The organism is Desulfitispora alkaliphila (assembly GCF_050433185.1).
GTDB lineage: Bacteria > Bacillota > Desulfitisporia > Desulfitisporales > Desulfitisporaceae > Desulfitispora > Desulfitispora alkaliphila.
This window is the reverse complement of sequence record NZ_JBNPXS010000001.1, coordinates 42,836-68,389: the sequence shown is the minus strand read 5'-3', so window position 1 is coordinate 68,389 and position 25,554 is coordinate 42,836. Positions and strand designations below refer to the sequence as shown.

Annotated in this window: 23 protein-coding genes; 13 read left to right on the top strand and 10 right to left on the bottom strand. The window is 40.9% G+C overall.

Translation table 11 applies throughout. The annotated features are described in order from the left end of the window. Positions 1-3 precede the first annotated feature (3 nt). Genes larAH10 through GGQ84_RS00350 form a run of 3 tightly spaced genes read right to left on the bottom strand, consistent with a single transcriptional unit; the run spans position 4 to position 3,896 of the window. Positions 4-1,278: an NPN-dependent 2-hydroxyacid racemase, LarAH10 family gene (larAH10, locus tag GGQ84_RS00360; RefSeq protein WP_429157723.1), complete on the bottom strand. Its 1,275-nt coding sequence runs from the start codon at positions 1,276-1,278 to the stop codon at positions 4-6. Between the two features lies 1 nt (position 1,279). Then, the gene (locus tag GGQ84_RS00355; protein ID WP_429157721.1) at positions 1,280-2,512 is read right to left on the bottom strand and encodes a (Fe-S)-binding protein; all 1,233 of its coding nucleotides are present in this window, start codon (positions 2,510-2,512) and stop codon (positions 1,280-1,282) included. A 4-nt stretch (positions 2,513-2,516) separates the two neighbouring features. After that, complete coding sequence (locus GGQ84_RS00350; RefSeq protein ID WP_429157719.1) at positions 2,517-3,896, bottom strand: FAD-binding oxidoreductase; 1,380 nt, start codon at positions 3,894-3,896, stop codon at positions 2,517-2,519. Positions 3,897-4,212: 316 nt separating this feature from the next. Between GGQ84_RS00350 and GGQ84_RS00345 the strand changes: the two genes are divergently transcribed. Next, positions 4,213-4,890, top strand: coding sequence for a phosphoribosylaminoimidazolesuccinocarboxamide synthase (locus GGQ84_RS00345; RefSeq protein ID WP_429157717.1), 678 nt, complete (start codon positions 4,213-4,215; stop codon positions 4,888-4,890). Here the strand turns inward: GGQ84_RS00345 and GGQ84_RS00340 are convergent. Further along, entirely contained in the window at positions 4,882-5,706 is an 825-nt protein-coding gene (locus GGQ84_RS00340; RefSeq protein ID WP_429157716.1) for a hypothetical protein, read from the bottom strand. The genes GGQ84_RS00345 and GGQ84_RS00340 overlap by 9 nt on opposite strands. Positions 5,707-5,816: 110 nt before the next feature. Here GGQ84_RS00340 and GGQ84_RS00335 point away from each other — a divergent pair, with 110 nt between their 5' ends. From GGQ84_RS00335 to cshA, 3 genes are all read left to right on the top strand, one after another. Continuing rightward, on the top strand, positions 5,817-6,446 hold the full coding sequence (locus GGQ84_RS00335; RefSeq protein ID WP_429157714.1) for an RsiV family protein: 630 nt from the start codon (positions 5,817-5,819) through the stop codon (positions 6,444-6,446). Positions 6,447-6,471: 25 nt separating this feature from the next. Next, a complete protein-coding gene (locus GGQ84_RS00330; RefSeq protein WP_429157713.1) occupies positions 6,472-8,658 on the top strand; it encodes a DNA topoisomerase III in 2,187 nt (728 codons plus the stop codon). A 144-nt stretch (positions 8,659-8,802) separates the two neighbouring features. Beyond that, positions 8,803-10,173: a degradosome RNA helicase CshA gene (gene cshA / locus GGQ84_RS00325; protein WP_429157712.1), complete on the top strand. Its 1,371-nt coding sequence runs from the start codon at positions 8,803-8,805 to the stop codon at positions 10,171-10,173. A gap of 7 nt (positions 10,174-10,180) precedes the next feature. On the opposite strand, the gene GGQ84_RS00320 is transcribed toward cshA, so the two are convergent. After that, positions 10,181-10,933, bottom strand: a complete 753-nt coding sequence (locus GGQ84_RS00320) for a tRNA 2-thiocytidine biosynthesis TtcA family protein (protein ID WP_429157711.1) — start codon at positions 10,931-10,933, stop codon at positions 10,181-10,183. Positions 10,934-11,139: 206 nt separating this feature from the next. Here GGQ84_RS00320 and GGQ84_RS00315 point away from each other — a divergent pair, with 206 nt between their 5' ends. Genes GGQ84_RS00315 through GGQ84_RS00300 form a run of 4 tightly spaced genes read left to right on the top strand, consistent with a single transcriptional unit; the run spans position 11,140 to position 16,052 of the window. Then, positions 11,140-12,774 carry a glutamine--tRNA ligase/YqeY domain fusion protein gene (locus GGQ84_RS00315; protein WP_429157709.1) on the top strand — a complete coding sequence of 545 codons (1,635 nt, stop codon included), beginning with the start codon at positions 11,140-11,142 and terminating at the stop codon, positions 12,772-12,774. Beyond that, positions 12,775-13,464 carry a TetR/AcrR family transcriptional regulator gene (locus GGQ84_RS00310; RefSeq protein ID WP_429157707.1) on the top strand — a complete coding sequence of 230 codons (690 nt, stop codon included), beginning with the start codon at positions 12,775-12,777 and terminating at the stop codon, positions 13,462-13,464. Further along, complete coding sequence (locus GGQ84_RS00305) at positions 13,461-15,374, top strand: methyl-accepting chemotaxis protein (protein ID WP_429157705.1); 1,914 nt, start codon at positions 13,461-13,463, stop codon at positions 15,372-15,374. The genes GGQ84_RS00310 and GGQ84_RS00305 overlap by 4 nt, the downstream gene beginning before the upstream one ends. Positions 15,375-15,389: 15 nt before the next feature. Further along, positions 15,390-16,052, top strand: coding sequence for a uracil-DNA glycosylase (locus GGQ84_RS00300; protein WP_429157703.1), 663 nt, complete (start codon positions 15,390-15,392; stop codon positions 16,050-16,052). A 46-nt stretch (positions 16,053-16,098) separates the two neighbouring features. On the opposite strand, the gene GGQ84_RS00295 is transcribed toward GGQ84_RS00300, so the two are convergent. Further along, positions 16,099-16,476 (bottom strand): helix-turn-helix domain-containing protein, encoded by a 378-nt coding sequence (locus GGQ84_RS00295; RefSeq protein WP_429157701.1) that lies wholly within the window; start codon positions 16,474-16,476, stop codon positions 16,099-16,101. A gap of 154 nt (positions 16,477-16,630) precedes the next feature. On the opposite strand from GGQ84_RS00295, the gene GGQ84_RS00290 reads away from it, so the two are divergent. Further along, positions 16,631-17,359: a helix-turn-helix domain-containing protein gene (locus tag GGQ84_RS00290; protein ID WP_429157699.1), complete on the top strand. Its 729-nt coding sequence runs from the start codon at positions 16,631-16,633 to the stop codon at positions 17,357-17,359. Positions 17,360-17,403: 44 nt separating this feature from the next. On the opposite strand, the gene GGQ84_RS00285 is transcribed toward GGQ84_RS00290, so the two are convergent. Further along, a complete protein-coding gene (locus tag GGQ84_RS00285) occupies positions 17,404-18,054 on the bottom strand; it encodes a rhomboid family intramembrane serine protease (RefSeq protein WP_429157898.1) in 651 nt (216 codons plus the stop codon). 182 nt (positions 18,055-18,236) lie between these two features. Here GGQ84_RS00285 and GGQ84_RS00280 point away from each other — a divergent pair, with 182 nt between their 5' ends. Genes GGQ84_RS00280 through GGQ84_RS00270 form a run of 3 tightly spaced genes read left to right on the top strand, consistent with a single transcriptional unit; the run spans position 18,237 to position 21,809 of the window. Then, positions 18,237-19,364, top strand: coding sequence for an AAA family ATPase (locus GGQ84_RS00280; protein WP_429157697.1), 1,128 nt, complete (start codon positions 18,237-18,239; stop codon positions 19,362-19,364). Between the two features lie 13 nt (positions 19,365-19,377). After that, positions 19,378-20,688: a vWA domain-containing protein gene (locus GGQ84_RS00275; RefSeq protein WP_429157695.1), complete on the top strand. Its 1,311-nt coding sequence runs from the start codon at positions 19,378-19,380 to the stop codon at positions 20,686-20,688. Positions 20,689-20,714: 26 nt separating this feature from the next. Then, positions 20,715-21,809: a leucine-rich repeat domain-containing protein gene (locus GGQ84_RS00270; RefSeq protein ID WP_429157693.1), complete on the top strand. Its 1,095-nt coding sequence runs from the start codon at positions 20,715-20,717 to the stop codon at positions 21,807-21,809. A 51-nt stretch (positions 21,810-21,860) separates the two neighbouring features. Here the strand turns inward: GGQ84_RS00270 and GGQ84_RS00265 are convergent, their stop codons facing one another. From GGQ84_RS00265 to GGQ84_RS00255, 3 genes are read right to left on the bottom strand one after another with little or no spacing between them, the layout of a single operon-like run. Continuing rightward, the gene (locus GGQ84_RS00265) at positions 21,861-22,694 is read right to left on the bottom strand and encodes an ABC transporter permease (protein WP_429157692.1); all 834 of its coding nucleotides are present in this window, start codon (positions 22,692-22,694) and stop codon (positions 21,861-21,863) included. Further along, on the bottom strand, positions 22,678-23,454 hold the full coding sequence (locus tag GGQ84_RS00260; protein WP_429157690.1) for an ABC transporter ATP-binding protein: 777 nt from the start codon (positions 23,452-23,454) through the stop codon (positions 22,678-22,680). Before GGQ84_RS00260 ends, GGQ84_RS00265 begins: the two co-directional genes overlap by 17 nt. Before the next feature lie 25 nt (positions 23,455-23,479). After that, entirely contained in the window at positions 23,480-24,484 is a 1,005-nt protein-coding gene (locus GGQ84_RS00255) for an ABC transporter substrate-binding protein (protein ID WP_429157688.1), read from the bottom strand. Positions 24,485-24,629: 145 nt separating this feature from the next. Here GGQ84_RS00255 and GGQ84_RS00250 point away from each other — a divergent pair, with 145 nt between their 5' ends. After that, positions 24,630-25,499 carry a radical SAM protein gene (locus GGQ84_RS00250; protein ID WP_429157686.1) on the top strand — a complete coding sequence of 290 codons (870 nt, stop codon included), beginning with the start codon at positions 24,630-24,632 and terminating at the stop codon, positions 25,497-25,499. Positions 25,500-25,554: the final 55 nt, after the last annotated feature.

Below are 25,554 nucleotides of genomic sequence, written 5' to 3'. Positions count from 1 at the left end.
TCTTTAAGTTAAAATAGGAAATGTCAAAGTTCCATGGGGCATTAGTGTTATGGAAACAGGTGAACCGGTCAAATCTGTGGCTAGCTGAAGAGCTTCTTCTACAGTTTTAGCCGGATGCATGTTAACACCTTGTACCACCTTATCAGGTAAATCGCTTATCAAAATCACCTTAGCACTGTTCATAATGCTAGCTGCGCGCAAAGCCACAAAACCGGGCATTGTAAACTGGGCATTTAAAGCCTTTTTCATGCTCTCCAATTGGGGATACTGAAACCAATTAGCAAAGTCATCGCTTCCCACTCCATCAGAGCACTGACTCAAAAGAATAATCACGCCTCCGGGTTTAACGGCATAGGCCGCATTGTCTAATGCTTTTACCGATTGGTACAATTGAATATCCTTAGGATAGCCGCCGCAGCTAGTGATAACCAAATCCGATTGGTTACTAATGGGTATGCCGAATGTATTCTCCACAATCTTACAGCCCTCTTCAAAGGCAAATTCCATATCTCCCGCAACGATGCCAATAAACTCTTTATTTTCGTTCAAAACTACATTTACTAGAAAATCAGCTCCAATCATTCTAGCCGCTTCTACCATATCCAGAGAAACTGGATTTTCTTTTACCATACCGGTACCCACATTAGGGTTTAAACCACTATCGTCTGCATCCTTTAGAGCCAGACTGTGGTTTTGCTGAATGCCCTTGTAACCGCAAACTCCTGGGGCTATCCCCTTGCGGCCACCACCAAAGCCGGCTAACAGGTGATAACTAATTCCTCCGGTCAAAATCACCTTATCCGCATTATACACATATGGGTCAGAGGTTACCTCGGTACCGTAGCTGGTTTCGCCCACATAGACCAGGTCTTCTGATTTGCACCAGTGGTCCACAACCTTAACTCGCTTGTAAACAGCTTCGCCTACAACTAGCTTGTGCTCCTCTGGAGATTGAGAACGATGAGTTCCAGTAGACATAACAATGGTAATGTCTTGATCCTCGACTCCAGCCTGATTGAGCTCATCTATGATAATAGGCAAATATGCATCGGTGCGATAGGATAGGCGTGTTATGTCACTGGTTACAATAGCTACCGTATCCCCAGGAGCTACTATGTCCCTTAAAGCAGGACTACCAGTGGGTTTTCTCAACACGTGCCTTACAGCGTCCTCAAAATTTGCTATTGGTTGGCTGTGATTTGCTTCAATTGTTGTAACTCTAGCCTCTTCAGGTAGCTTAAACTTAACTTCTGTCTTGCCCCAAGCCATTGAGTACATATTAAACCACCCCTTTGCCATAATTTTTATAGGACTGGGCCAATACCTCTGCAATATGGAACCCTTTTATATTACTGTTGTTTCTGGCTAAACCGTCCTCAATATGCATTAAGCAGGAACCACATGCACTTGCCACCCAATCAGCTTGGGTAGCCACAATATTAGCTGCTTTTTTGTCATTGATTTTTTTAGACAAATCATAATGACGTAAACTAAATGATCCAGCAGCGCCACAACAGCGGTCAGCATTTTGTAATTCCCGATACTCTAATCCAGGGATTGCCTTGAGTATTTCTCGAGGGGAAGCATCTACTCCTTGACCTCGCTTTAGATGACAGGGGTCGTGATATGTTACCATGGCATCCACGAGACCTAAATCTTGCTTCCAATTGTCATGCCGAACAATAAACTCAGTGAAATCCACAATCTCTTTTGTAGCTGCCAGGTTTGTTTGTTCTTTTAAAGTTAAACCACAGGAAGCACAGCCTGTTATAATAGTATCAACTGAGAGGTCCTTGAAAGCATATTCGTTAGCCTGAGCTAACAGGTCTGCTGTTTCCTTATCTCCATTAGCCCTGGCTGGAGTTCCACAGCACTGTTGGTTTTTGGGGATTATAACCCTGCAGCCATTTTTCAAAAGACATTCTATTACGGCCTTACCATAATTAGGAGCCATATAATTAATCATGCACCCAGTATAAAAGGCTACAATTTTCTTGTGCTCTTTCCCTACAATCTCAGGATAGCTACTGCGCAGGGTCTTTTTTGCCAGGGGCTTAACTAAGCGCCGCTTGTCTAATCCCAGGGGAATTCGGGGTAGTTTTCCCTGCCCTGTGGGGCTTGTGCGCAAGGCTACGCCTTGAAAGATACTACCAGTTTTTAAAGAAAAGTCAAAAAGCCAGTTGTTTCGCATTAAGGTGCGGAAAATAAACTTCTTCAATGGGCTCAAACCCCTGTGACTGACCAGATGAGCTCGAGCAGTCTCTACAAGTTGATCCGTTGCCACACCGCTGGGGCAGCTCTTGACACAGGCCTTGCAGGAAAGGCAAAAAGATAATAGCTCTTCTAAGCGATCACTAGGTTCTACTTCGCCCTTGGCTAAGCCACCGATTAATCGGACCTTGCCTCGGGCTACTGTGGATTCGGCCAGTTTTTCATCGAAGATGGGGCAGACACTCTGACATGCACCACAGCGGATGCACTTCACTATTTGGCTGTAATCTATTGTTGTCATTTAATCACTCTCCGAACATTACACCAGGATTTAGAATGTTATTTGGGTCTAATGCTCTTTTTATGGTTTGCATAAGCGCATACCCATCTTCTCCTAGTTGTTGTTTTAAGAATTTTGCCTTTAACCTACCGATACCGTGCTCTCCAGATAGAACTCCGTTTAGATCTAAGGCAGCTATGAAGACTTCTTGGATAGCTTTTTCTACTCGAACCATTTCTTCATCATCTCGTTCATCGCACAAAAAGGTGGCGTGTAGGTTTCCATCCCCTGCATGTCCCACAATAGCGATGAGTACTTGGTTGGCGGTCGCAATTTCCCTTATTTTAGATACCATTTGTGGGATCTTGGTTCGGGGAACCGTACAGTCTTCTCCAATAATAGTTGGCTTTATTCTGGCCACAGAAGCAAAGGCTGCTCTGCGAGCATTCCATAGTTCTTCCGCTTCTTCTGGTGTCTGAGCAATTCGCACTTGACCTGCACCTTCTTGGTTACAAATTGTTGCAATTGTATCAATCTGTTTATCCAGAGCTTCTGGTTCTCCGTCAACTTCTATTAATAATACTGCCTCCGCATCTAAGGGGAAGCCCACTTTGGCATACTCCTCAATGTTCTTGATGTACACGCTATCCAAAAATTCCAAGGTAGTAGGTATAATACCTGATGCCATTATTTTTGATACACTCAAGGAAGCTTTTTCTACAGAGTCATAGACAGTAAGCATTGTTTTCTTTGCTGCAGGGAGAGGAATTAGTTTAACAGTTATCTTAGTGATAACCCCAAGGGTCCCCTCAGATCCGGTAAAGAGCTGAGTTAGGTTGTAACCGGTTACGTTTTTCATAGTGCTACTACCCGTAGTAATTATCTCTCCCGTGGGAAGCACTGTTTCTAGGCTTAAGATATAATCTCGGGTAACTCCGTACTTAACGCCCCTAGGTCCCCCGGCGCATTCGGCCACATTACCTCCTATGGTGGAAAAGCCCAGGCTTGCAGGGTCCGGCGGGTAGAAAAGTCCTTTCTTTTGCACCTCTTGTTGGAATTTACCAGTAATGACTCCTGGTTCTAACACAGCAGTCATATTTTCCTTATCTATCTCTAAAATTTGATCCATACGCGTGAGAACTAGGATGATGCACTGGCTCACTGATGTGGTGCCGCCGCTAACATTAGTTCCGGCCCCTCTTGGGATCACAGTAATCTTATTTTCATTGGCAAGCTTCATAATTTCAGAGACCTCTTTAGTGTTGCCAGGATAAACTACAACTGCAGGCATCTCTGTTAGATCAGTTTTACAAAAAGATGCGTCGTAGGTGTAGCAGTAGAGGTCTTCAAAAGAATCAAATACGTATTGGCTGCCTACTATATTTTCAAGTTGCTTTTTCAGCATAAATAACTCCTCCTCAATTGCAAATAAAAAAACGCCCAACAGATTCGGGCGTTTTAAAAAACAAAAAAAGTGTATTCAAAAAAATGAATAATCTTCTTAATTAACCTCGCCGTCCTACCGTATGCTGCCTGTCTGCTTATGTCAAAAAAGATACTTCCCTACTATCCTACACTTATATTATTAGACACAAATCCTGAAATTCCTGCAAAAAAAAGTTACTAATTAGAGAACTAGAGTAAAAAAATAAAGGATATAAATCCTTAAAAAAGAAATTATATAAGTTAATAAATAAATTTTTATATAAAGGAGCATCACAATGAAGTTAATTTATGAAGGAAAAACTAAAAATGTTTATGAGTTAGCAGATGGCAACTATATGCTAAAGTTTAAAGACGATGTAACAGGAGAAGATGGAGTTTTTGATCCAGGTGCTAATACAGTGGGTTTAACTATTGAAGGAGCGGGTAAAGCAGGCTTAAAGCTAACAAAGATGTTTTTCGAAGCTCTACAGGAGAAGGGGATCCCAACTCACTATATTGATGCCAATATTGAAGATGCAACAATGACAGTACGGCCAGCAACCTTTTTTGGGGAGGGTTTAGAGGTTATCTGTCGCTACAGAGCTGTGGGGAGCTTTTTGCGTCGCTATGGAAAGTATGCGGAAGAAGGACAACCACTAGATGCTTTTGTGGAAGTAACTCTTAAAGATGATGAACGTCAAGACCCACCTATCAGTGCTGATGCATTGGCAATGCTTAATATTCTATCCCGGGACGAATACGAAGTGCTTAAGGATTTAACACAAAAAATCGCCAGTGTTATTAAAGAAGAACTGGCGAAGAAGGGAATTGAACTTTACGATATTAAGCTTGAATTTGGAAGGATAAAGGGCCAAATTGTTCTTATCGACGAGATATCTGGTGGAAACATGCGTGCCTATAAAGATGGTAAATATATAGAGCCATTAGAGCTGGAAAGACTGATGCTACTCTAGTTCATCTAATGCGTTCACTACGTTGCCCATGGCTACAGTAGCTTTAACTTTGATTAGCTCTAGGGACTGCTTATCTAGAGCAGTTTCTAAATTGTCTATGGAAGTCTCTAGCTCTCTAGCTGTTTCTTGGGCATCCTCTTCCTCTAAATCGTCAAATAAGGTTTGACTTTGATCTTTAAGAAAATCTACACTGCTCTGAGCCTCGGAGTAATCGCCATTTGCCGCTGTGAGTATTACGTTGCGGATGTGAAATTTTAATTTGTAAGCGGTTGCTGTCACGTCTTCTGCAAAAGGCAGCATAAATCTTGGCAAGTATTCTGTCAGTTGGTTTGCGGCAATAAGTGTTTCAAAATACTTGCGCTGGGCGCTTAACAGGGTTAAGTTATCTAAAGTTTCTTCAAAGGGCTTAAGTTCCCCTGGGGAAATATTTTCTTCGATAAGTTGATGCTTTAGATCATCCCATTGTTCATGAATGGATGCGATTGCTTCATCTATAGTAATCCATATTTCTTCAGGGCTAGGGGAGTCCTCTGACTCCTGCTCATCACCGTTATCATCGTCGCCTTGACCGTCATTTTCGGCGGTCATTTCTCTTTGTAGGACCTTGGCAAGGAGTTCATCCCCTTCAGTTAATAAGTAGATTACATCTGCATGGGCCATTATCTCTAGTGCAGACTCTTCTATGTAGTCTATTGCATCGGGAGCTTCTGCTTCCTGCTGAATAGGTTCCTCTTCTGTGGCCCCCTGGAAAGGACAGCCTGATAGGAGGATAGTTAGAAACAATAGAACTGTAACTGATGCGATTTTTCTTGTCATACTATCACCTCATAGCTATTATACCCGCTATTAATTGTGACAATCCTAAATCTAATGAATAAAGTATAGTAATAATTATTTAAAATTTAGATATGAGGGGTTGAATTAGTATGGTCTACAAAGATCTTAGGGCAAACATAGTGGAGGAAAGCATAGTAGAACCCCCTATTAATGTACGATACCCCAGGGTAGAAAATTTATTTCCGTTAAGGGAGGCAATTAAGTACAAGGGGGTACCTGAGGAAATAAATAATACAATAAAAAGGCAAGTGCAGCATCTGATGCAGGAAAACGGAGCCTATAATGAAGATTTACTTGAGATGGAGGGTACTTACAAAATTACCTTAAATAAAAGGAGAGCTCTCAGCATAAGACTAGAAAATTTTTCTTTTATAGCTATGCAGGCTAACCCGAGGACGATAGTTAGAGGATTGACTTTTAGCTTAAAAACTGGGAAGACTAGAACTATTGCAGATTTATTTCGAAATAGGAGCAACTACAGGTTGATTATAAGCAGTGAGATCAAGAGACAAATAGTAGCTGAAGAGATACCTACAATTAAAGAATTTCAACGCATCAATGATGATCAGGAATTTTACTTAACAGAAAAAGCTTTAGTAGTATTTTTTCAGCGGGCTACTTTAGCACCAGGGGTAGCAGGAATTGTAGAATTTCCAATTCCATACAAGTTGTTGACAAATGTAATTGATGAAGAGGGAATTCTAGCTGAAATTATCTAATCGATGAAAGGGTTGTTGAATTGGAATGAGCAAAACATTAGTATTGGCAGAGAAGCCTTCGGTGGGCAGGGATTTAGCGAGAGTTTTGAAATGTGACAAGAAGACTAACAGCTACCTGGAGGGGGATAAATACATAGTTACTTGGGCCATGGGCCATTTAGTCACCTTAGCAGATCCGGAAGTTTACGATGAGAAATATAAGTCATGGCAGCTAGAGCAGCTGCCCATGCTGCCTAGCCCGTTAAAGCTGGTAGTCATAGGTAAGACGGGAAAGCAATTTAATACGGTAAAAAAGTTAATGCTACGCAATGACGTGAGTCAAATAATTATTGCTACTGATGCAGGACGAGAAGGAGAGTTAGTAGCTCGGTGGATTATTGAGAAAGCTAAAGTAAAAAAGCCTATTAAAAGGCTGTGGATTTCGTCGGTTACCGACAAGGCCATTGTGGAAGGGTTCAAAAGGCTCAAGAATGGAAAGGAATATGAAAATCTATACGCCTCAGCTGTGGCCAGAGCTGAGGCTGACTGGATTGTAGGTATGAACGCTACAAGAGCTTTGACTTGTAAGTATAATGCCCAACTGTCTTGTGGAAGGGTACAAACTCCTACCTTGGCCATAATAGCCAAGCGGGAAGAGGAAATAAAGAATTTCAAGCCCAAGCCCTACTTTGGAATAAAGGCAGTTGCAGATCAAAAGCTACAATTAACCTGGCAAGATAAGAAAACTGGGGATACTAAAGTTTTTGATAATGACAAGGTGGATCAAGTACTAAAATCCCTTCAGGGCAAAAATGCTGAAGTAGTGAAAGTAGAAAAGGTAGACAAAAAGAGTTATGCGCCAAAGCTATATGACTTAACAGAGCTGCAGCGAGATGCAAATAAAATGTTTGGCTATTCAGCTAAAGAGACTTTAAGTATAATGCAGCGGCTGTACGAAAATCACAAAGTCCTTACTTACCCGCGTACAGATGCCAGATATATAACTCAAGATATAGTGGGAACTTTAAAGGATAGAATCAATGCCTGTAAGGTGGGACCATATGCTCAGATAGCGGGTAAGTTGCTTAAGGAGCCTATCAGAGCCAATAAATCCTTCGTGGATGACAGCAAGGTTACAGATCATCACGCCATAATTCCCACAGAACAGACTGCCAGTTTAAGTGCCCTTAGTGATAAGGAGCGGAAAATATACGATTTAGTAGTGAAGCGTTTTTTAGCAGTAATGTATCCACCTTTTGAGTATCAGCAGACCACAGTAAGGGCTGAAATAGGCGGACAACCTTTTATTGCCAAGGGCAAGGTGGTTACCAAGCAGGGCTGGAAAGCAGTTTACGACAACGACTTTGCAGATGAGTCAAAGGATGGGCTAGAAGATCAAATTTTGCCCCAAGTAAAGCAAGGAGACCAATTAAAAGTAGTTAATCTCTCTAAGACCGAAGGGGAGACCAAGCCTCCAGCTCCTTTTAATGAAGGTACACTGCTGTCAGCTATGGAAAATCCAAAAAAATATATGGCCAATGAGAGTAAAAAATTAATCGAGACTATAGGTGAAGCTGGTGGGCTGGGAACAGTAGCTACTAGAGCCGATATAATAGAAAAGTTATTTAATAGTTTTTTAATTGAGAAAAAGGGGAAAGATATATTTATAACAGCTAAGGGAAGGCAATTACTAGACTTAGTTCCTGAAGACTTAAAGTCCCCTGCATTGACAGCCCAATGGGAAGATAAATTGAGTTCAATCGCCAAAGGATCATTGGGTAAAACTGAATTTGTCAATGAAATGAGGAGCTATGCCAAGGCTGTGGTGAGGGAAATTAAAGAAAGTGAAGAGACATTTAAGCACGATAACATCACCGGCAACCGATGTCCTGAATGCGGTAAGTACATGCTCCAAGTTAATGGGAAAAAGGGTAAAATGCTCATCTGTCAGGACAGAGAGTGCGGACACAGAAAGGGAATTGCCAAGGTTACAAATGCTAGATGTCCTGAGTGTCGCAAAAAACTTGAGCTGCGAGGCCAAGGTGAAAGTCAGATATTCGTGTGCAAGTGCGGCTTTAGGGAAAAGCTTAAAGCTTTTAACCAGAGGAAAAGCAACGAGAACAAAAAAGTCTCTAAAAAAGATGTAAACAGCTACTTAAAAAAACAACAAAAAGAAAAAGAGGAACCTATAAACACAGCCCTAGCCGATGCCCTGGCTAAACTTAAAAAGTAGAAAAATTTGCTTTTTATATCTGTATATGATATGATAAGAGTTATTGAAAGATATGGAAATCTTGTGACGTTAATAAATTGAGAAAGGGCATTTCCATTGACGGAGATGCCCTTATTTCATATTAAGAAAGGAGTTTTTGAAAGTATGACAACATTTTATGAACTAGGTTTAAGTCACCTAGTAATTAGAGCTGTTGCTGATATGGGTTTTGAAGAAGCTACCCCCATTCAGGAAAAGACTATCCCCCTAGCTATGGAAGGGGAAAATATTATCGGTCAGGCTCAAACGGGAACAGGTAAAACAGCAGCTTTTGCAATTCCCTTAATTGAAAAGCTGAGTATGGAAAATGGGAAAAGAGGGCTTGTAATAACGCCCACTAGAGAGCTAGCGGTACAAGTTGCAGAAGAGGTAAACAGAATTGGAAGTCATGTGGGAGTTAGAGCTTTACCCATCTATGGAGGACAAGACATAAATAGGCAGATTAAGTCTCTTAAGAAAAACCCTCAAATTATCGTGGGTACTCCGGGGCGCTTAATGGATCACATGCGAAGAAGAACTATAAAGATGCAAGAAGTATCCAATGTGGTTCTAGATGAAGCTGATGAAATGCTGAATATGGGTTTTATAGAGGATATAGAGAATATCCTTAAAGAGGTTCCTGAAGATAGACAGACGTTGTTATTTTCAGCTACCATGCCTAAGCCAATTCAAAATTTGGCTAGTAGATTTATGAAGAATCCCAAGTTGATTAAAATAACGCCCAAGGAAGTCACTGTTCCAAATATAGAGCAAAACTATCTTGAGGTCCAGGAGCGGGATAAATTCGATGTTTTATGTCGTCTCTTAGATATCCAGTCTCCAGAATTGGCTATTGTATTCGGAAGAACCAAAAGGCGTGTAGACGAGCTTTACGAAGCGTTAAGCAAGCGAGGCTACTCTGCAGAGGGACTTCACGGAGATTTAACTCAATCTAGGAGAAATACTGTGTTGCGCCACTTTAAAGAGGGTGTAACTGATATTTTAGTAGCCACCGATGTAGCCGCTAGAGGGCTAGATGTGTCTGGAGTAACACATGTATACAACTTTGATATTCCCCAAGACCCTGAGAGCTATGTGCATAGAATTGGGCGAACAGGTAGAGCAGGGAAAACAGGTTTGGCCACCACTTTTGTCACAAGACGTGAACTGAACCAGTTAAAGACCATAGAGCAGGTAACTAAGCGGAGAATGAAGCGAAAGCCAATCCCCACTGTGAACGAGGCTGTGGTAGGTCAGCAACGCATGGCAATAGATAATCTATTAAAAACCGCTCAGGAAAAAGATATTGCCAAATACAAAGAGGCGGCAGATCAGCTCTTAGAGGTAAACGATTCGGTTACACTTTTGGCAGCAGCATTGAAGTTGCTCACTAAAGAATTAGATACTACCCCTGTAAAGCTGACGGAAGAAGCGCCTCCTAGACAGAAGAAGAGCAAGAAAGCTCCCCAACACCGTCGCAACAAGAGACGCAATTAATATCCGTTTAACGGTAGTCTTCTGGACGCCAGAAGTTTCTAAATTCGGCAGTTTTGATTGCGGTTAAAAATTTGTAGCGAATGTCTGGGTAACTTTTACTTAAACTAGAAACTAAGTGCTTCATTTCCTCGCGCTTAGTTTTTTTGTTTGCAGGGCAGGGATTTGTTACAACAGGGATACCCTTTTTTGCAACTACCTTGGTTATAGTTTCTTCTTCTAATGCTAGCATGGGGCGGATTAAAGTAATATCTCTACGATCTAAATAAGTTTTGGGTTGAAAAGTACCCATTTTACCGTTGAAAATCATATTCATGAAGAAGGTTTCAACAGCGTCATCTAAGTGGTGGCCAAGGGCAGCCTTGTTGCATCCCAGTGCCTTGGCAAAATTGTACATAGCCCCTCGACGCATATTGGCGCAAAGGGAGCAAGGATTCTTTTCCTCCCTTTCCTCAAATATAATTTTACCGATTAAAGTGTGTTTGATTTGGAGCTCATTCCCCAGCGCTGCCACATAGTTTTCTAAAGGGCTTATATCCACTCCTTCAAAGCCCATGGTAAGGGTAAGGGGAACGAGCTCAAAGTCAAAGGGTAGCTGGCGCTGAAGCTGAGTTAAAATGTAAAACAGAACAGAACTGTCTTTGCCTCCGGACAAGCCAACTGCAATGCGATCTCCAGGCTCTATCATTTTATATAGGGAAACGTGTTTTTTTACAGGAGTCATAAACCATTGTTTATCTGCCTTGGTTAGGTCTAAGTTCATCGGTGTAAACTTCCTTTCCTGATATAATAAATACCTATTGTCTAATTTTAAATAAAATAAGTTTAAGATGCAAGAAAACTACAAAGAAAACCTTTATAATAAGCGTAAAGTGGTAAATACTATGAAAGTCTATTGAAAATAGGTTTTGTTTGTGATATATATACAATAACTTGTTATTAACAATATACGTGAAAGGCTGGGAGACAATGGAGAGTAATAACAAATCATCAAACTTTATTAAAAACATTGTAATAGAAGATTTAAAATCGGGCAATTATGATAAAATCGTAACCAGATTTCCTCCGGAACCAAATGGGTATCTACATATAGGGCATGCAAAATCTATAGTGTTGAACTTTGAACTTGCTGATGAGTACGGGGGCAAGACAAACCTTCGCTTTGACGATACTAATCCATTGAAAGAAGATGAGGAATTTGTCAAATCCATTAAAGAGGACGTAAAATGGCTGGGGTTTGACTGGGACGGTCTTTATTTTGCCTCTGATTTTTTTGAAGAAATGTATCAAAAGGCGGTAATGTTGATTAAGAAGGATAAAGCCTATGTGTGTGATCTTACGGCAGAACAAATCAGGGAAACTAGGGGGACATTAACAGAGCCGGGAACAGAAAGCCCCTATAGGAACCGAACTGTAGAAGAAAACCTGGAGTTATTTCAACGCATGCGCACCGGAGAATTTGCTGATGGAGAGAAGGTATTGCGGGCTAAAATAGATATGGCATCGCCAAACTTGAATATGAGAGACCCAGTGTTATACAGAATCGCTCACGCAAGCCATCACAATACTGGGGACAAGTGGTGTATCTATCCCATGTACGACTTTGCCCATCCTCTAGAAGACGCCTTTGAGGGTGTAACTCATTCTATCTGTACGCTGGAATTTGAAGATCACAGGCCGCTATACGATTGGATTATTGAACATTGTGAAACAGAAGAGAAACCTAAGCAAATCGAATTTGCCAGGCTAAATATGACTAATACTTTGATGAGCAAGAGAAAGCTAAAGCAACTAGTAGATGACGGGTACGTGGATGGTTGGGATGACCCTAGAATGCCCACTATATCCGGTATTAGAAGGCGAGGCTATACTCCCGAGGCAATAAAGAACTTTGTCAGAGAAATTGGGGTATCTAAGAGCAACAGTGTGGTAGATGTGCGAATGATGGAGCACTTTATTAGAGAAGATCTAAAGCTAAAAGCTCCTAGAACTATGGCTGTAATAAACCCCTTAAAGGTAGTTATCACCAATTACCCTGAAGGGGAGAGCGAAATGCTAGATGCGGAGAACAATCCAGAGAATCCGGATATGGGAACTAGACAAATACCATTCTCTAGAGAAATATATGTAGAGCAAGAAGACTTCATGGAAAATCCACCTAAGAAGTACTTTAGACTGTTTCCTGGTAACGAAGTGAGACTTAAGCATGCTTACTTTATAAAATGTAATGAGGTTATCAAAGATGAAGGGGGAAATGTGGTAGAGCTACACTGTACCTACGATCCAGAAACAAAGAGTGGTACTGACTTTACAGGAAGAAAAGTCAAGGGAACTCTTCACTGGGTAGATGCCAAGAGCGCTTTGCCCGCTGAATTTAGAATTTACGAAGCTTTGATTGATGAAGAAGGGGAGGAAAATCAGATTAATCCTAACTCCCTAGAAGTGTTGCAAGGATTTGTGGAGCCCAATATGAAGGATGCTAAAATTCAAGACAAATTCCAGTTTTTTAGGCACGGTTATTTTAATGTTGACCCTAAGTACACAACTGACGAGAAGTTGGTTTTTAATAAAATAGTATCTCTAAAAAGTTCTTTCAAACTTTAAATGGATAAAGCCCACTGGCTAGTAAAGCCGGTGGGCATCTTTTGTATTGACAGGAATAATTTGGTGAAATACAATATGAATGAACATTCATTCACGAACTCACAAAGGTTTGAGGTGAACACATTGACTATTGGCAAAAAAGAAACGATAGTTCTGGCTACTATAGAGTTGCTAGCAGAAAAACCATTGCATTTGATTAAAGCCTCAGAAATTGCAGGAAAAGCCCAGATAGCTGTAGGCACTATCTATATATACTTTGACAGTTTAGAGGAATTGAATAGAGAGGTAGTTGCTCAAATAAATGAAGCTTATATGGAAGCCATCTTTTTAGGAATTAGATCTAGCAATACATATAAAGATAACTTGAAGTTACTTCAAAAAAACATCTTAAATATTATGTCGGATAGAATAAAGATCTATCGAGCTAGAAAGCTTTGTGCTGCTAGCATAGATGACAGAATAAACAAAGAGTTGTTGCTGCACATAGGCAACAAAATTTATAAAAGGTATTTAGATATTTTTATTTGGGCACAGGCCACAGGAGAGCTAGATAATAGGTATGATCCGGAGATTTTAATGATTAGCCTATGGGGAAGTCTGGAGGTTATTTTGCAAAGACATATGATTGAAGAGGATTTGCAGGTTAGCACTAAGTTATTAAATAAGCTATTTGAGGAGTGGTGTAAATGAAGCTAACACCTAAAGTATTAATCACGGTTATTCTATCCTTTGTAATTGCATTCAGTAGCATTGGAGCTTTTGGCTATATAAGCGCCAAAAATCTAATTGCTAAGCTAACTGAAGAACAGCTTGAAAACAACCTAGAAAACTTAGTAGCGTCGGGAATGGAAACTATAGCTGATGTGGTTGAGCAAAATCGACAGAACATGGAAGGCAAGAATAATGGAATTGCCCTTGCCTTAGCTCGCATTTTGAGCTTAGAAGGGGAAGGAATGGGGGAGCAGGAAGCTTCACAGTTGGCTAAGGATATGAGAGTTGATGATTTTTATGTTACTGATGGACAGGGTACAATTATCTATGGTACTGATAGTGCTTTGGTGGGACAAAATGCCAATAGCGTAAATAGCAGCTCTCAGCTTTATACAGTACCCAGAGAAGAGCACTCCGGAGAAGTAATTGTAGCTTTTAGAACAAACCAAATTGAAATAGACTATCAAAATATAGTTGAAAATATAGGATTTAGTGGGAGCCAAGGGATGGCTTTTATGGTAGATGATATGGGCGTAATTACAGCTCATTCTAATCTGGATAAAGTGGGATTGCAGATAGAGGATATGGGTATAGCTCAAACGTTAGAAGGCAGTAGAGGTATTTTAAACTATGAGCTGGAAGGGGAAGAACAGCTTGGTTTCTACCGTCAGTTGGATGGAAATACACTAGTGATGACATCATCTATTGCGCAAGTAAACCAATCGGTTGATGCCATGCGCACCAGTGTCTTCACATTTACTTTAATAGTTCTCCTAGCAGTATCATTAGTGATGGTTTTTCTAGTGCGCATTATTCTAAAAAAGCCGTTGCTCAAGCTAGTGGAAAAGGTAGAACTGTTGGAGCAGGGAGATTTGACAGTGCAATTCACAAGCGATTCTAAAGATGAGATTGGCCAGTTAAATCAGTACCTAGATAAAACCGTAGGTAATATCAGAACTATCTTAGATAGTACCAAAGATCAATCGGTGGAAGTAAATGATTATGCATCTATGCTTCAAGAGGATGCAGAGAGGTCATCTACGTCTATTGAGGAAATAAACAAAACAGTAGATGAATTAGCAAAAGGAGCCAGTGAACAGGCCCAAGAGGCAAACCTAATTTCTGAAAGCATCTCCCAGTTGAGCGAAAAGATTAGCGCAATGAGTGAGAGCGGTATGAGCATGGAGCAGATTGCCGGGGAGACAGCACAGTTAAGCAAAAATGCTCTTGGGAAGATGAACCAACTTCAAAATAGTTTTACGGAGAACAATAAAGCATCAGCTCAGGTAGAACAAAACGTAAGACAGCTAGCGGACAAATCACAAGCTATAAATAATATTACTGAAACCATTGAAGCGGTATCGGAGCAGACTAACTTGCTTGCCTTAAACGCAGCTATTGAAGCAGCCAGGGCAGGGGAAGCAGGAAGGGGCTTTGCGGTAGTGGCGGAGGAAATAAGGAAGTTGGCGGAACAAACTACTACCTCTACTCAGGAAATTGCTCAAATAGTGGCAGAGATAAGAGCAGAGATAGAAAACGTAAACAGCAATATGGGCAAGGCTGGAGAGGTTTTATCGGCGGCAAATGCATCTGTAGATCAACTAGAAGGTGCATTCGAGGCAAACTCTGGCTCCATAGATAGGATATTACAGCAAATTAAAGTAATAACAGAGGATATTCAAGTAGTCAACCAGGAAGAGAATAAGGTGTCAGCATCTATTAACAATATAACCGCAGTAATAGAGGAAAACTCTGCTTCTACTGAGGAAGTGGCAGCTACCATGGATGAGCAGACTAAATCTATAGAAAATAATGCGTTTATGGCAGAAAAGTTAAAGGCCTTAGCAGAGGAATTAAAAACAAAGATTAGTTACTTTAAGACTCAATAAACAGTAGGTGAAAGTATGATTTTCAAGAACGACTGGGCGTCCTTACTTCAAGATGAGCTTGCAAAGGACTATTACCGCAATTTGCGTAAGTTCTTATTTGATGAATATAAAACTAAAATGATTTATCCTCATATGGATGATATATTTAACGCCCTCCACGCTACTTCCTATGCGGATACTAAGGCAGTAATTATTGGCCAGGATCCATATCATGGACCTGGGCAAGCTCATGGAATGAGTTTTTCGGTGCAATCAGGGGTGAAACCTCCTCCTTCGTTACAAAATATATTTAAAGAACTGCATCAAGATCTTGGGGTACCCATTCCCACTAGTGGATATCTGGGTAAGTGGGCTGAACAGGGAGTGCTGTTATTGAATGCAGTGCTCACTGTAAGACAAGGGAGTCCCAATTCCCATCAAGACAAGGGGTGGGAGATATTTACCGATAGAGTTATATCTCTCCTAAGCCAGCGGGAAGAACCAGTGGTATATATCCTGTGGGGTAAAAACGCCCAGGCAAAAAGAAGCCTTATAGATACAAAGAGGCACTTCATCATTGCGTCTCCCCACCCAAGTCCCTTTTCGGCTCACAGGGGCTTCTTTGGAAGTAAGCCCTTTTCTCGGGTTAACGATATTTTACAGGAGTTGGGGAAAAAAGAAATAGAGTGGAAATTATAGAATTTTGAAATCGCTTCTTTAAAGAGGCGATTTTTTTGATTAAGAATTAATCTTTTTTAGAACCTAAAATTCTAACGTATCCAAGTAAATCGCGTTTTTGCTCAGTAGATAATACTCTGTAGAGATTTAGTAATTCCTCTTCATCTGTACTTATATAGTTAGTACATGTGCTTGTTTCTGCAACACTTTCTATGAATGTATCAGCGTTGTTTCGATTTTGCTGCTCGCTACCAGTTAGAAGCCAATCTATAGACACTCCAAACAGATTATGAAAAGATATTAAGGCATTGGCTGAAGGTAAGAATTTATCGTTTTCCAACTCGCTTAAGTTTCCTGTAGAAAGTCCTGTAGCTTTTTTTACGTCATTTAAAGTCATATTATTTTGTTTTCTAGCAGTTCGAATTCTTTTACCAACAGTAGACATTGTGCTCCCCCTTCTCGCTCTCTTATAAAAGAGAAAATACATAAATAGCATTGACATACTCTTAAATCAGAGATAACATAAAGTAGTAAGGCTATTCACGATTAATATTTTATCATAAAAAAAACTTATAACCTAATCAAATGGGGTGTTTGCAATGATAAAGAAAAAAGAGTTTAGTTCATTTGGTGAAATTGTAAATAGTAAATTAATAGAGTTAAATATGACCCAAAAAAAACTAGCTGAGATAATAGGTACATCTGAGGCATATTTGAGTATGATTTTGCGGGGCGAAAGGTCTGGGAAAAAGTATATGGAGGAAATTATTAGAGTTACTCGTTTAGAGGAAAATGCTCAATGTGTGGTAGTAGGAGTTTATGATAAAAACATGAATGCTGTAGCGTGGCAGGATCATTGGTGGGACTCGCTTTCAAAAGAGCTAAACCCTTGCTTTTTTACGTTCAAAAGTCAAATTAATATAAATACAAAAGAAGCTTATGCTTTTAAAATTTTTGGGCAAAAGGTAGAGTTGGAGCATTTGATAAGAGCTTTGAAAAAAGCGGTTAAGCATGATGGACAGGAATATATTCTAAGTTTAGGAGTTGCAGACGTTGAGAGTGAAAGCTTCGAATTAGAGGATGGTAGTTTAATTGTAGCAAGTTATAATATGATAAAGGACTTGTACCATCAGTTTGATGTTCAGAAAAAGATGAATCTCAAGATATTAGTAAACTTTATCGAAGTATTTAGAATTATCGTAGATCAAATGTATATGTATAGTAATCAAGGTTATTGTTTTGATAGTGCTGAGGTTGTAGCGGCCAGTGAAAAATTAAATGATGCATTGAACAGATATAATCAAATAGTACTAAGTAGTAAGAAATAAAAGAAGAACTAAAGAGCTGACAGCAATTGCTGTCAGCTCTTTAGCTATCTCCTATCGCGGAAATTGATTACTTTAATACCCTCTCGATTACTTTTTTTAGGTCTGGTTGGTGGTTTGTTAGGCCTCAGCATGGTATATGCCGCTAAGAACCCTCCGCCGAAGCCAAATAAGTGAGCAAACAAGCTTATGCCAGGTAACAAAGAGTAAATGGCCCCAATGATGAGCATGATTTTTATAACCTGAGCGGATTGATGATCTATCATATTGGGGCGGTGGAGAATCATATAGAGGTAAGCGCCTAGCAATCCATAAACAGCTCCAGAAGCTCCTAGGTATAATCCATATCCCATTCCACCCACCAAGAAAATAAGTAGATTTGCAAAAATTCCTGCAAATAAATACAAGCCTAAAAATCTTCGACTGCCCAAGATTACTTCCAGTGAAGGTCCAAAAATAAATAGGGAAAAACTATTAAACAAAAAGTGAGCAAAGCCACCATGTAAAAAAATAGGGGTGACCAACCGCCAGTATTCGCCAGAGGCTATATGCACATTAGACCCAATACCCATGTTATACACAAAGCCAGCCAAGGGTGTATACCGCAATAAAAATACAGCTACGTTGATGGCAATGATAGTAGAGACTACTGGATAAAAGCGCAAATATTGCTGGAAACTTTCAGAGCGCACAAACATCAATTTAAATCACCTCAAATATTTGATATACTATATTCTACTATATTATAGCCAAGAATGAAATGACAGTAAAACTTTAATGAGGATTTATAAACTTGTGGGGTAGCGGGATGGCGAAAGATAGTGTATAATAGTACGTAATAGTAATTATTACTATTAATACATAGCGAGGAGGAATAGTCATGGATTTTAGAGATGCGGTAATGACTTGTAAACTGGTTTTGTCCACTGGAGCGGTACCACTAGTTGTAGGGGAAACTGGTATCGGTAAGACTGCTTTGGCCAGAGAAATATCTCGTCAGTTAGATGCTCATTTAATCGTTATAGATGCAAATATTTTAAAAGAGGGAGAGATTGGAGGCTTGCCTACTGTAGAAGATTATACAGTGGAGCTGAGGGGAGAAAAAATCACCCGCCGACGCACCACCTACGCTGTTCACACTAAGCTACTAGAGGTAGACCAAGTCTTGGAGCGAGATCCTGAGAAAAAGATTTTGCTATTTCTAGATGAATTAAATCGCTGTGAACACGCAGTTCAACAGGAATTGATGAATTTAATCTTAAATAGAGAAATTAACGGATATAATGTGCCGTCCAATGTATTAATGCTAGCGGCCATGAACCCGTCAAACAAATACGAATCTTTCTCCCATTCTTTCTATCAGGTTGTAGAAATGGACCCTGCCCAAGAGGATAGATTTGTTTGGCTGGAGCTAGAAGCAAATGTAAAAGCGTGGTTAGCCTGGGGGCTAGAGCATGAAATTCACTCTGATGTGTTGGACTTTATTGCAACCTTCCCAGAATTCTTACACACTATCAATGGGCAAGAAGCTATTGCAGCTACCCCGAGAAGTTGGGAACGAGTGTCCCGTACTTATAGTACCTATTGCAGCTCTGGCAATTACCCGGAAAAAATTCTCTACAATGCAGTAAAGGGAAATGTGGGTTCGGCAGTGGCTCAGGACTTTTTGAACTTTATCAATACAAAGTCAAATCCCCTAGTGCAACCCCAGGAGATATTTAAACCTGAAGGTCTGCAAGATCAGATAATAGAAAAGATAAAAAACGACAACCATTCTAGGCTCTTTCTAGTTGCCAGAAATTCGCTGAGATATATAGAAAGTGAGAGCACTGATAAAAAGCGGGATGTAGCTATTTTCACCCAGTTGCTAGAACACTTTCCCAGTGATTTGCGCATGGCAATTATGCAGGAGATAAAGGCTGAGTATGCCCAAACACTATACCCCTTGTTTATAGAAGAGGAGAGCTTTGTTGACGGTTTCTTCCAACTACAGCAAGCTATTGGGTAAGGAGGGGAGTTAAATGACAACCTTTGATGAACTTCGAAATAGGCTATTGCAGGACGTGAAGGGGATAAAAAAGCAACAGGATATTAGCCCCAAGTTTCAATCTGACTTCTTCAAGCTAGTGGAGATGGTTATTTTTGCCCTCATGCACAGAGATGATAATTTTTTCGGTAGCTGTGCAGTACAGATGAAAAGGAACATTGATTTAGAGATGCAGGCAGCTGCCGGTGTTACAGCGGACTTAACTCACTTTAATCTGGTGCTCAATCCAAAAATATTTCTGCGGTTAAACCTAAACCAAATGAAAGCGGAAGTGAAGCATCAGATATACCATATCATGATGATGCATCTGCAACGATCTAAAAATCTGAAAGGTAAATACTCTCCCTTTGTGTTGAATACAGCTATGGATGTGGCAGTGAACCAGTACATTTCGGACTTGCCCTCATGGCATCCAAAACTAAAAAATATTCAAGAGAGATATGAAGTTGAACTGCCCCCGGAAGCACCCTTTGAGACATACTGCCAGATTATTCAAGAAGCCATAAGCAAGATGGAGCGAACAAAAGCTAGTAACCAGTCGTCTTCATGCAAAACTACTACCGATCCAGGCCAAGGTACAGAAAATGAAGAAATAGTACACCATCAAGATAAATGTCACGATATTTGGGATAAATCCAAGGCAACTACTAACCTAGAGAACATGAGAGAACTGGCAAAAAACATAGCCAAAAATGCAAACCGCGGTCAAATTCCAGCGGGACTAGAAGAGCAAATAAATCGACTTACCCAGAGGCCTGCCCTCAACTGGCAGGACATTCTAAAGCGAACCGTGGGCACATTGCCAGCGGGAAGAAAAAAGACTATTACTAGAAAGGATCGAAGGCAGCCCGAAAGGTATGATCTTCGTGGAAAACTGCCTCAACAGGTAGTCAAATTGCTAGTGGCTGTGGATACTAGTGCCAGCATGAGCCCTGAGCAATTGGAAAAGTGCTTTGCTGAAATTTTTGGCATAGTGGAAAAATACAGGCATGAGGTGACGGTAATCCACTGCGATGCCAAGGTGCAAAAGGTTTACCGTGCTAAGACTACTAGGGATGTGGACTTGAATATTAAAGGGAGAGGTGGTACTGCCTTTTCTCCAGTTTTTCAGTACATTCGCCAAGAAAAATTAATGGATCACATGTTAATTTACTTTACCGATGGTTACGGAGAAAAGAGGCTTGATGCACCGCCGGTTAATCAGAGAACCCTATGGGTAATTGCTGGGCAGGAGAGTAACCTATCCTTGGATAATCCCTGGGGAATGGTGACTAGCTTAAATTAAAGGAACTAGGGTGTGAGGTGAGGAAAATGAAAAGTGATAAAGTAGTGTACTTTCCAGACCCTAACTTGAGAAGAGTAGTAGGGGAGAGGGTGGGGAAGCGACCAGAAAATATAACCGCCAGTGCATTAGAAGTCTTGGAGGAGTTAGATGCTTCCTTTAATCATATTGCAGACTTAACTGGGTTAGAGTGGGCTGTTGGACTGACTAAACTGGATCTTAAGTGGAACCGGATAGGAGATCTAACTCCTCTTACCCACTTAAAGGATTTAAAGCATCTAGACCTGTCTAATAATGATATTAAGAATATGGGACTACTGGGGAGCCTAACTAAGCTTGAAAAGCTCCAACTGGAGGCCAATAATATTGAAGATATATCCCCTCTAGTAGAGCTAGCTAGACTCAAAAAGATCAACTTGAAGAACAATAGGATATCTCAAATAGGGGTATTAAAGAAATTGCCACATTTAATTGAAGTAAATTTGAGCAAAAATAAAATAAAATCGGAAGAAATACTTCCATCCCTCTTTGAGTGTCAGCCAGCTCTGATTGAGGCAATTGTAAGTCAAATTCCGCTATATAAAGGCTTAGAGCAGCACAAACAGCAAGCTGTTGTGGCGTACATTCATAACCCTGCAAAAGAGGAGGCGCTAAAACTTTTGGCTGAAACACCTGTGGCAGCAGAGTTGGTACAGAATTCTCTTACTGAAAGTGAATTGGAGCGAGAACTTGGGCGAATTTTGGCCTGTCCCCAAACCGCCTCCCAATATGTAGTGGAATTTATAGAACGGACACCTTTTTCTAGTTGGGACAAGGTGGCTTTTATAGAAAAGTGGGGTAGTAGCCAAGCTAGGGAAACACTGGAGCAGGTAAAAATAACGTTCCTAAAGCGCATAAAAAAATCCCCAATAGTAGTGGATGAAATGCCTGAGCTGGCAAAGCGCTTAGAAAGGGAGATTGAACAGGTAATGGTAGAGCAATTCAATAAGATTGATTTGCCGGATGAGTTCATTGAAGCCTTTATGGAAAGCAAAAACATGCCATTAAACAAAATGAATCTTATCTACCAAAGTGGATCTAAAAGAGCTAAGCTGAAAGCAATGGAGTACCAGCTTGCACTATAAAGTGCCGAGGGGAGGTTTGACATTATTGTCAAACCTCCCCTCGGCAACTATCTAAGAAGTCTTGTGTTGTTTATCTAGCAACAATTTTTCCAATAGGGCTACTGCTTGATACATCAGTGCGGCAGCAACGGATAAAATGAGCACACTGGTCATTACTAGATCTAAGCGAAAAACCTGGCCACCATATACGATTAAGTATCCCAATCCTGCTCTTGAGACTAAAAACTCTCCTACAATTACTCCTACCCAGGATAGCCCTACGTTGATTTTAAGTGCAGAAACGATTGTGGGTACACTGGCGGGGAGGATTACCTTTTGTAGAACCTGAAGCTTGGTGGCGCCAAAGGTTTTTAGAAGCTTTATCTTATTCTCATCCACTTGCGAGAAACCAGAATAGACTCCGATAATAGTTACCACAACTGAAATCAAAAGAGCCATGGCGATAATAGCAGCAGGCCCATTGCCAATCCACACTATCAAAATGGGACCTAAGGCAATTTTAGGCAAACTGTTTAGAACTACCAGATAAGGGTCTAATACCTTGGATAGAAAGTCAGACCACCACAAGGTAATGGCTATAAGTGTCCCTAAAAGGGTACCTAGCAAAAAGCCCACTACAGTTTCGCCCACTGTAATCCCGATATGATAGTAGAGAGAGCCTTCGTTGTGAAGGTTGATAAAGGTGTTTAACATTCTACTAGGCTGACTAGTGATAAACGGGTCTATCCAGCGCATAGTAGCTGCCAGCTCCCAAAAAGCAAACAGAAACACCAGCAAGGAAATTTGGGTTAGAAAAATATTGCGTCTATAAACCTTTCGCTTTCGCAAGTACTCCTGGTGCTCTTTTGAAGGAGATGCGGTTGTATTGTTATTTGACATTAACATCCAACTCCTTCCATATGGTGTTGAAGTGCTTGCTGAACTCAGGAGCCTCTCTACACTTTAAGGGTGTCTTAGTGCTACAAGTTAGTTCAATTGTATAAATATTTTTAACACTTCCCGGCCTATTGGTGAGTAATATTATTCGGTCAGACATACTGATGGCCTCAGATATATCGTGGGTTACCAAGACAGTAGTCTTTTTATTCTCAGTAATAATCTGCTTCACCTCATCAGTTACCACTAGCCGAGTTTGATAATCTAATGCGGAAAAGGCTTCATCTAATAGCAAAATAGATGGGTTGATGGCTAAAGTTCTAATTAAAGCAGCTCGTTGACGCATACCACCTGAAAGTTGACTGGGATAGGAATTTTTAAATTCATAAAGTCCGTAGTTTTTTAATAATTGAGCCACATATTCTTGAGCCTCTAAAGTCTTTTTCCCCTGTATTTCCAAGCCCAGCATGGCATTTTGCCAAATGGTTCTCCATGGAAACAGTTGGTCGCTCTGGGGCATGTAGCCCACTGCGGTTGTGGGGCCAGAAATTTTGGCCCCCTCTATGAGCACATTTCCTTGAGAGGGTGTTATGAGCCCGGCCATAATATTGAGCAACGTAGACTTACCGCAGCCGCTAGGACCAACTATGCTAATAAATTCACCCTTATATATATCCAAGGAAATGTTTTTTAGAGCATTAACTTCGCCTTGAGGGCTGTGATATCTCATGGAAATATCCTTAACTTCAACTAGCGGCTTTGGGTTCATTTAATTCGCTCCTTTCGGTAATCAGTTATTGGCCATCTACAGCCTGCTGAGCAAATTCATTTGTAACCAGCTGACTATAGGGTGCTTTTCTGTCCAGTTCATTGGCCGTAGTCATCACTTCTTGAAGGCGATTAAAGGACTCTTCAGTGAATAAAGGAGTGTCAGCCCAGGCATCGATTTCCTGATAGCGTTCAGCCACCTTAGTCAGCACCTCTAAATCAGCATCGGGGAAAGAGGGCTTGATAGCCTCTGCAATCTTTTCAGGGGGCTGATGGGCAACCCACTGCTGTCCTCGATAGATGGCATCAGTAAAGCGCTGTACCAATTCTTCATTTGCCTCTAAAAAGCTCTTGCGGGCAGAAAAAACAGTATAGGGGATTTCACCACTAGCTTCTCCTACACTGGCTACCACATGACCGCTTCCCTCAAGTTCTAAGGAACTGGCCACTGGCTCAAAGAGAGTTACATAATCTCCGGTTCCCCCGGTGAAAGCGCCGGCCATTAAGCCAAATTGAATATGGGTAAGCACATCCAGGTCTACTCCCGGCTCTAAGCCCTCATTTTTAAGCACATACTCCAAAGTCATTAGAGGCATTCCCCCTCGGCGACCGCCGATGACCTCCTTACCTCGCAGGTCTTCCCATTGAAAATTCGGGTCCGGCTCCCGAGCAACCAAAAATGAACCATCTCGTTTAGTCAGTTGGGCGAAGTTAACTGCATAATTGGCTTGACCTTCGTTGTAAACATAAATTGTTGCTTCAGGTCCCATAAAGCCAATATCGGCATGACCGGATAGTAGTGCAGTCATTACATTGTCTGCACCCTGACCAGTAGTTAACTCTAGATTAATACCTTCATCTTCAAAAAAACCTTGGTTAATAGCTACATACAGAGGTGCATAAAAAACAGAGCGAGTAACTTCGTTTAGACGCACCCTAGTCAAGTCATCATCGCTGCCACATCCTGCTAGGCTCGTAGCCACAAGACTCAGCGCGATTACCAGAATTAAAGCAGTAATAATCTTTTTCATTAAAACTATCCCTCCTCATGATTGTAATTCCATATATCTTATTTAGAGAGACTATAATTTGTGACAGCAAACAAGGACTTTTGCCTAGTAACTTGAACTCTATTGGAAATTAGATTATTATGGGAAAAAAGGAGGGGGATTGAATTTGCGATATTATGGTAAAATTTTTCGTCCGCCAAGCGAAGCCAGGAGCTTGATTATCCAAGCAACTTTTGGTTGCTCTAACAACACCTGTACTTTTTGCACAATGTACAAGGAAAAGGAGTTTACCATTAGGCCATTGACCGAGGTTATTGAAGACCTAGAGATGGCACAAAAGTCCTACCCTGGAGTTGGGAGAATATTTTTAGCCGATGGGGATGCACTGGCACTTCCCCAGGATTATTTGGAAACGGTTTTAAAGAAAATAGCTGAACTCTTTCCAAAATGTGAAAGAGTAAGTGTTTACGCCACAGCTAAAAATGTAATGCACAAAAGCCCTGAGCAGTTGAGTCAACTACAGGAGCTCGGGCTGAACATGGCCTATTTGGGATTAGAGTCTGGAAGCGAGAAAATTTTAAAGCTTGTAAAAAAGAAAATTTCTACGGAAGAGATGGTTCAGGCATGCCAGAAGCTGCGGGAGGCTCAGATTAAGTCGTCAGTTACTGTAATATCAGGTCTGGGGGGAAAAGCCATGTGGCAGGAGCACGCTAGAGAGACAGGAGCTGTATTGAGCAGAATGGATCCCGACTACTTAGGGTTATTGACGCTCATGGTAGATCCTGAAGGGGAACTATATCAGCAGATCCAGAGAGGTGAGATAGAACTCCTAGAGCCCCATGAGGTAGCTAGAGAGACTAAAATGCTACTAGAGCATCTAGAAGTATCCAACTGTGTCTTTAGAAGTAATCACGCATCTAACTACTTAGACCTAAGGGGAACACTTCCCCATGATAAACAAAAGCTTATGGATCAGATAGATAGAGTCCTAACGGGAGAGGGCATTTACAAACCTGAGTGGCTGAGAGGGCTATAACCTAATGGCCACAGCCCTAACCAATAATTCAACAGCTTTTTGTACCTCATAATAC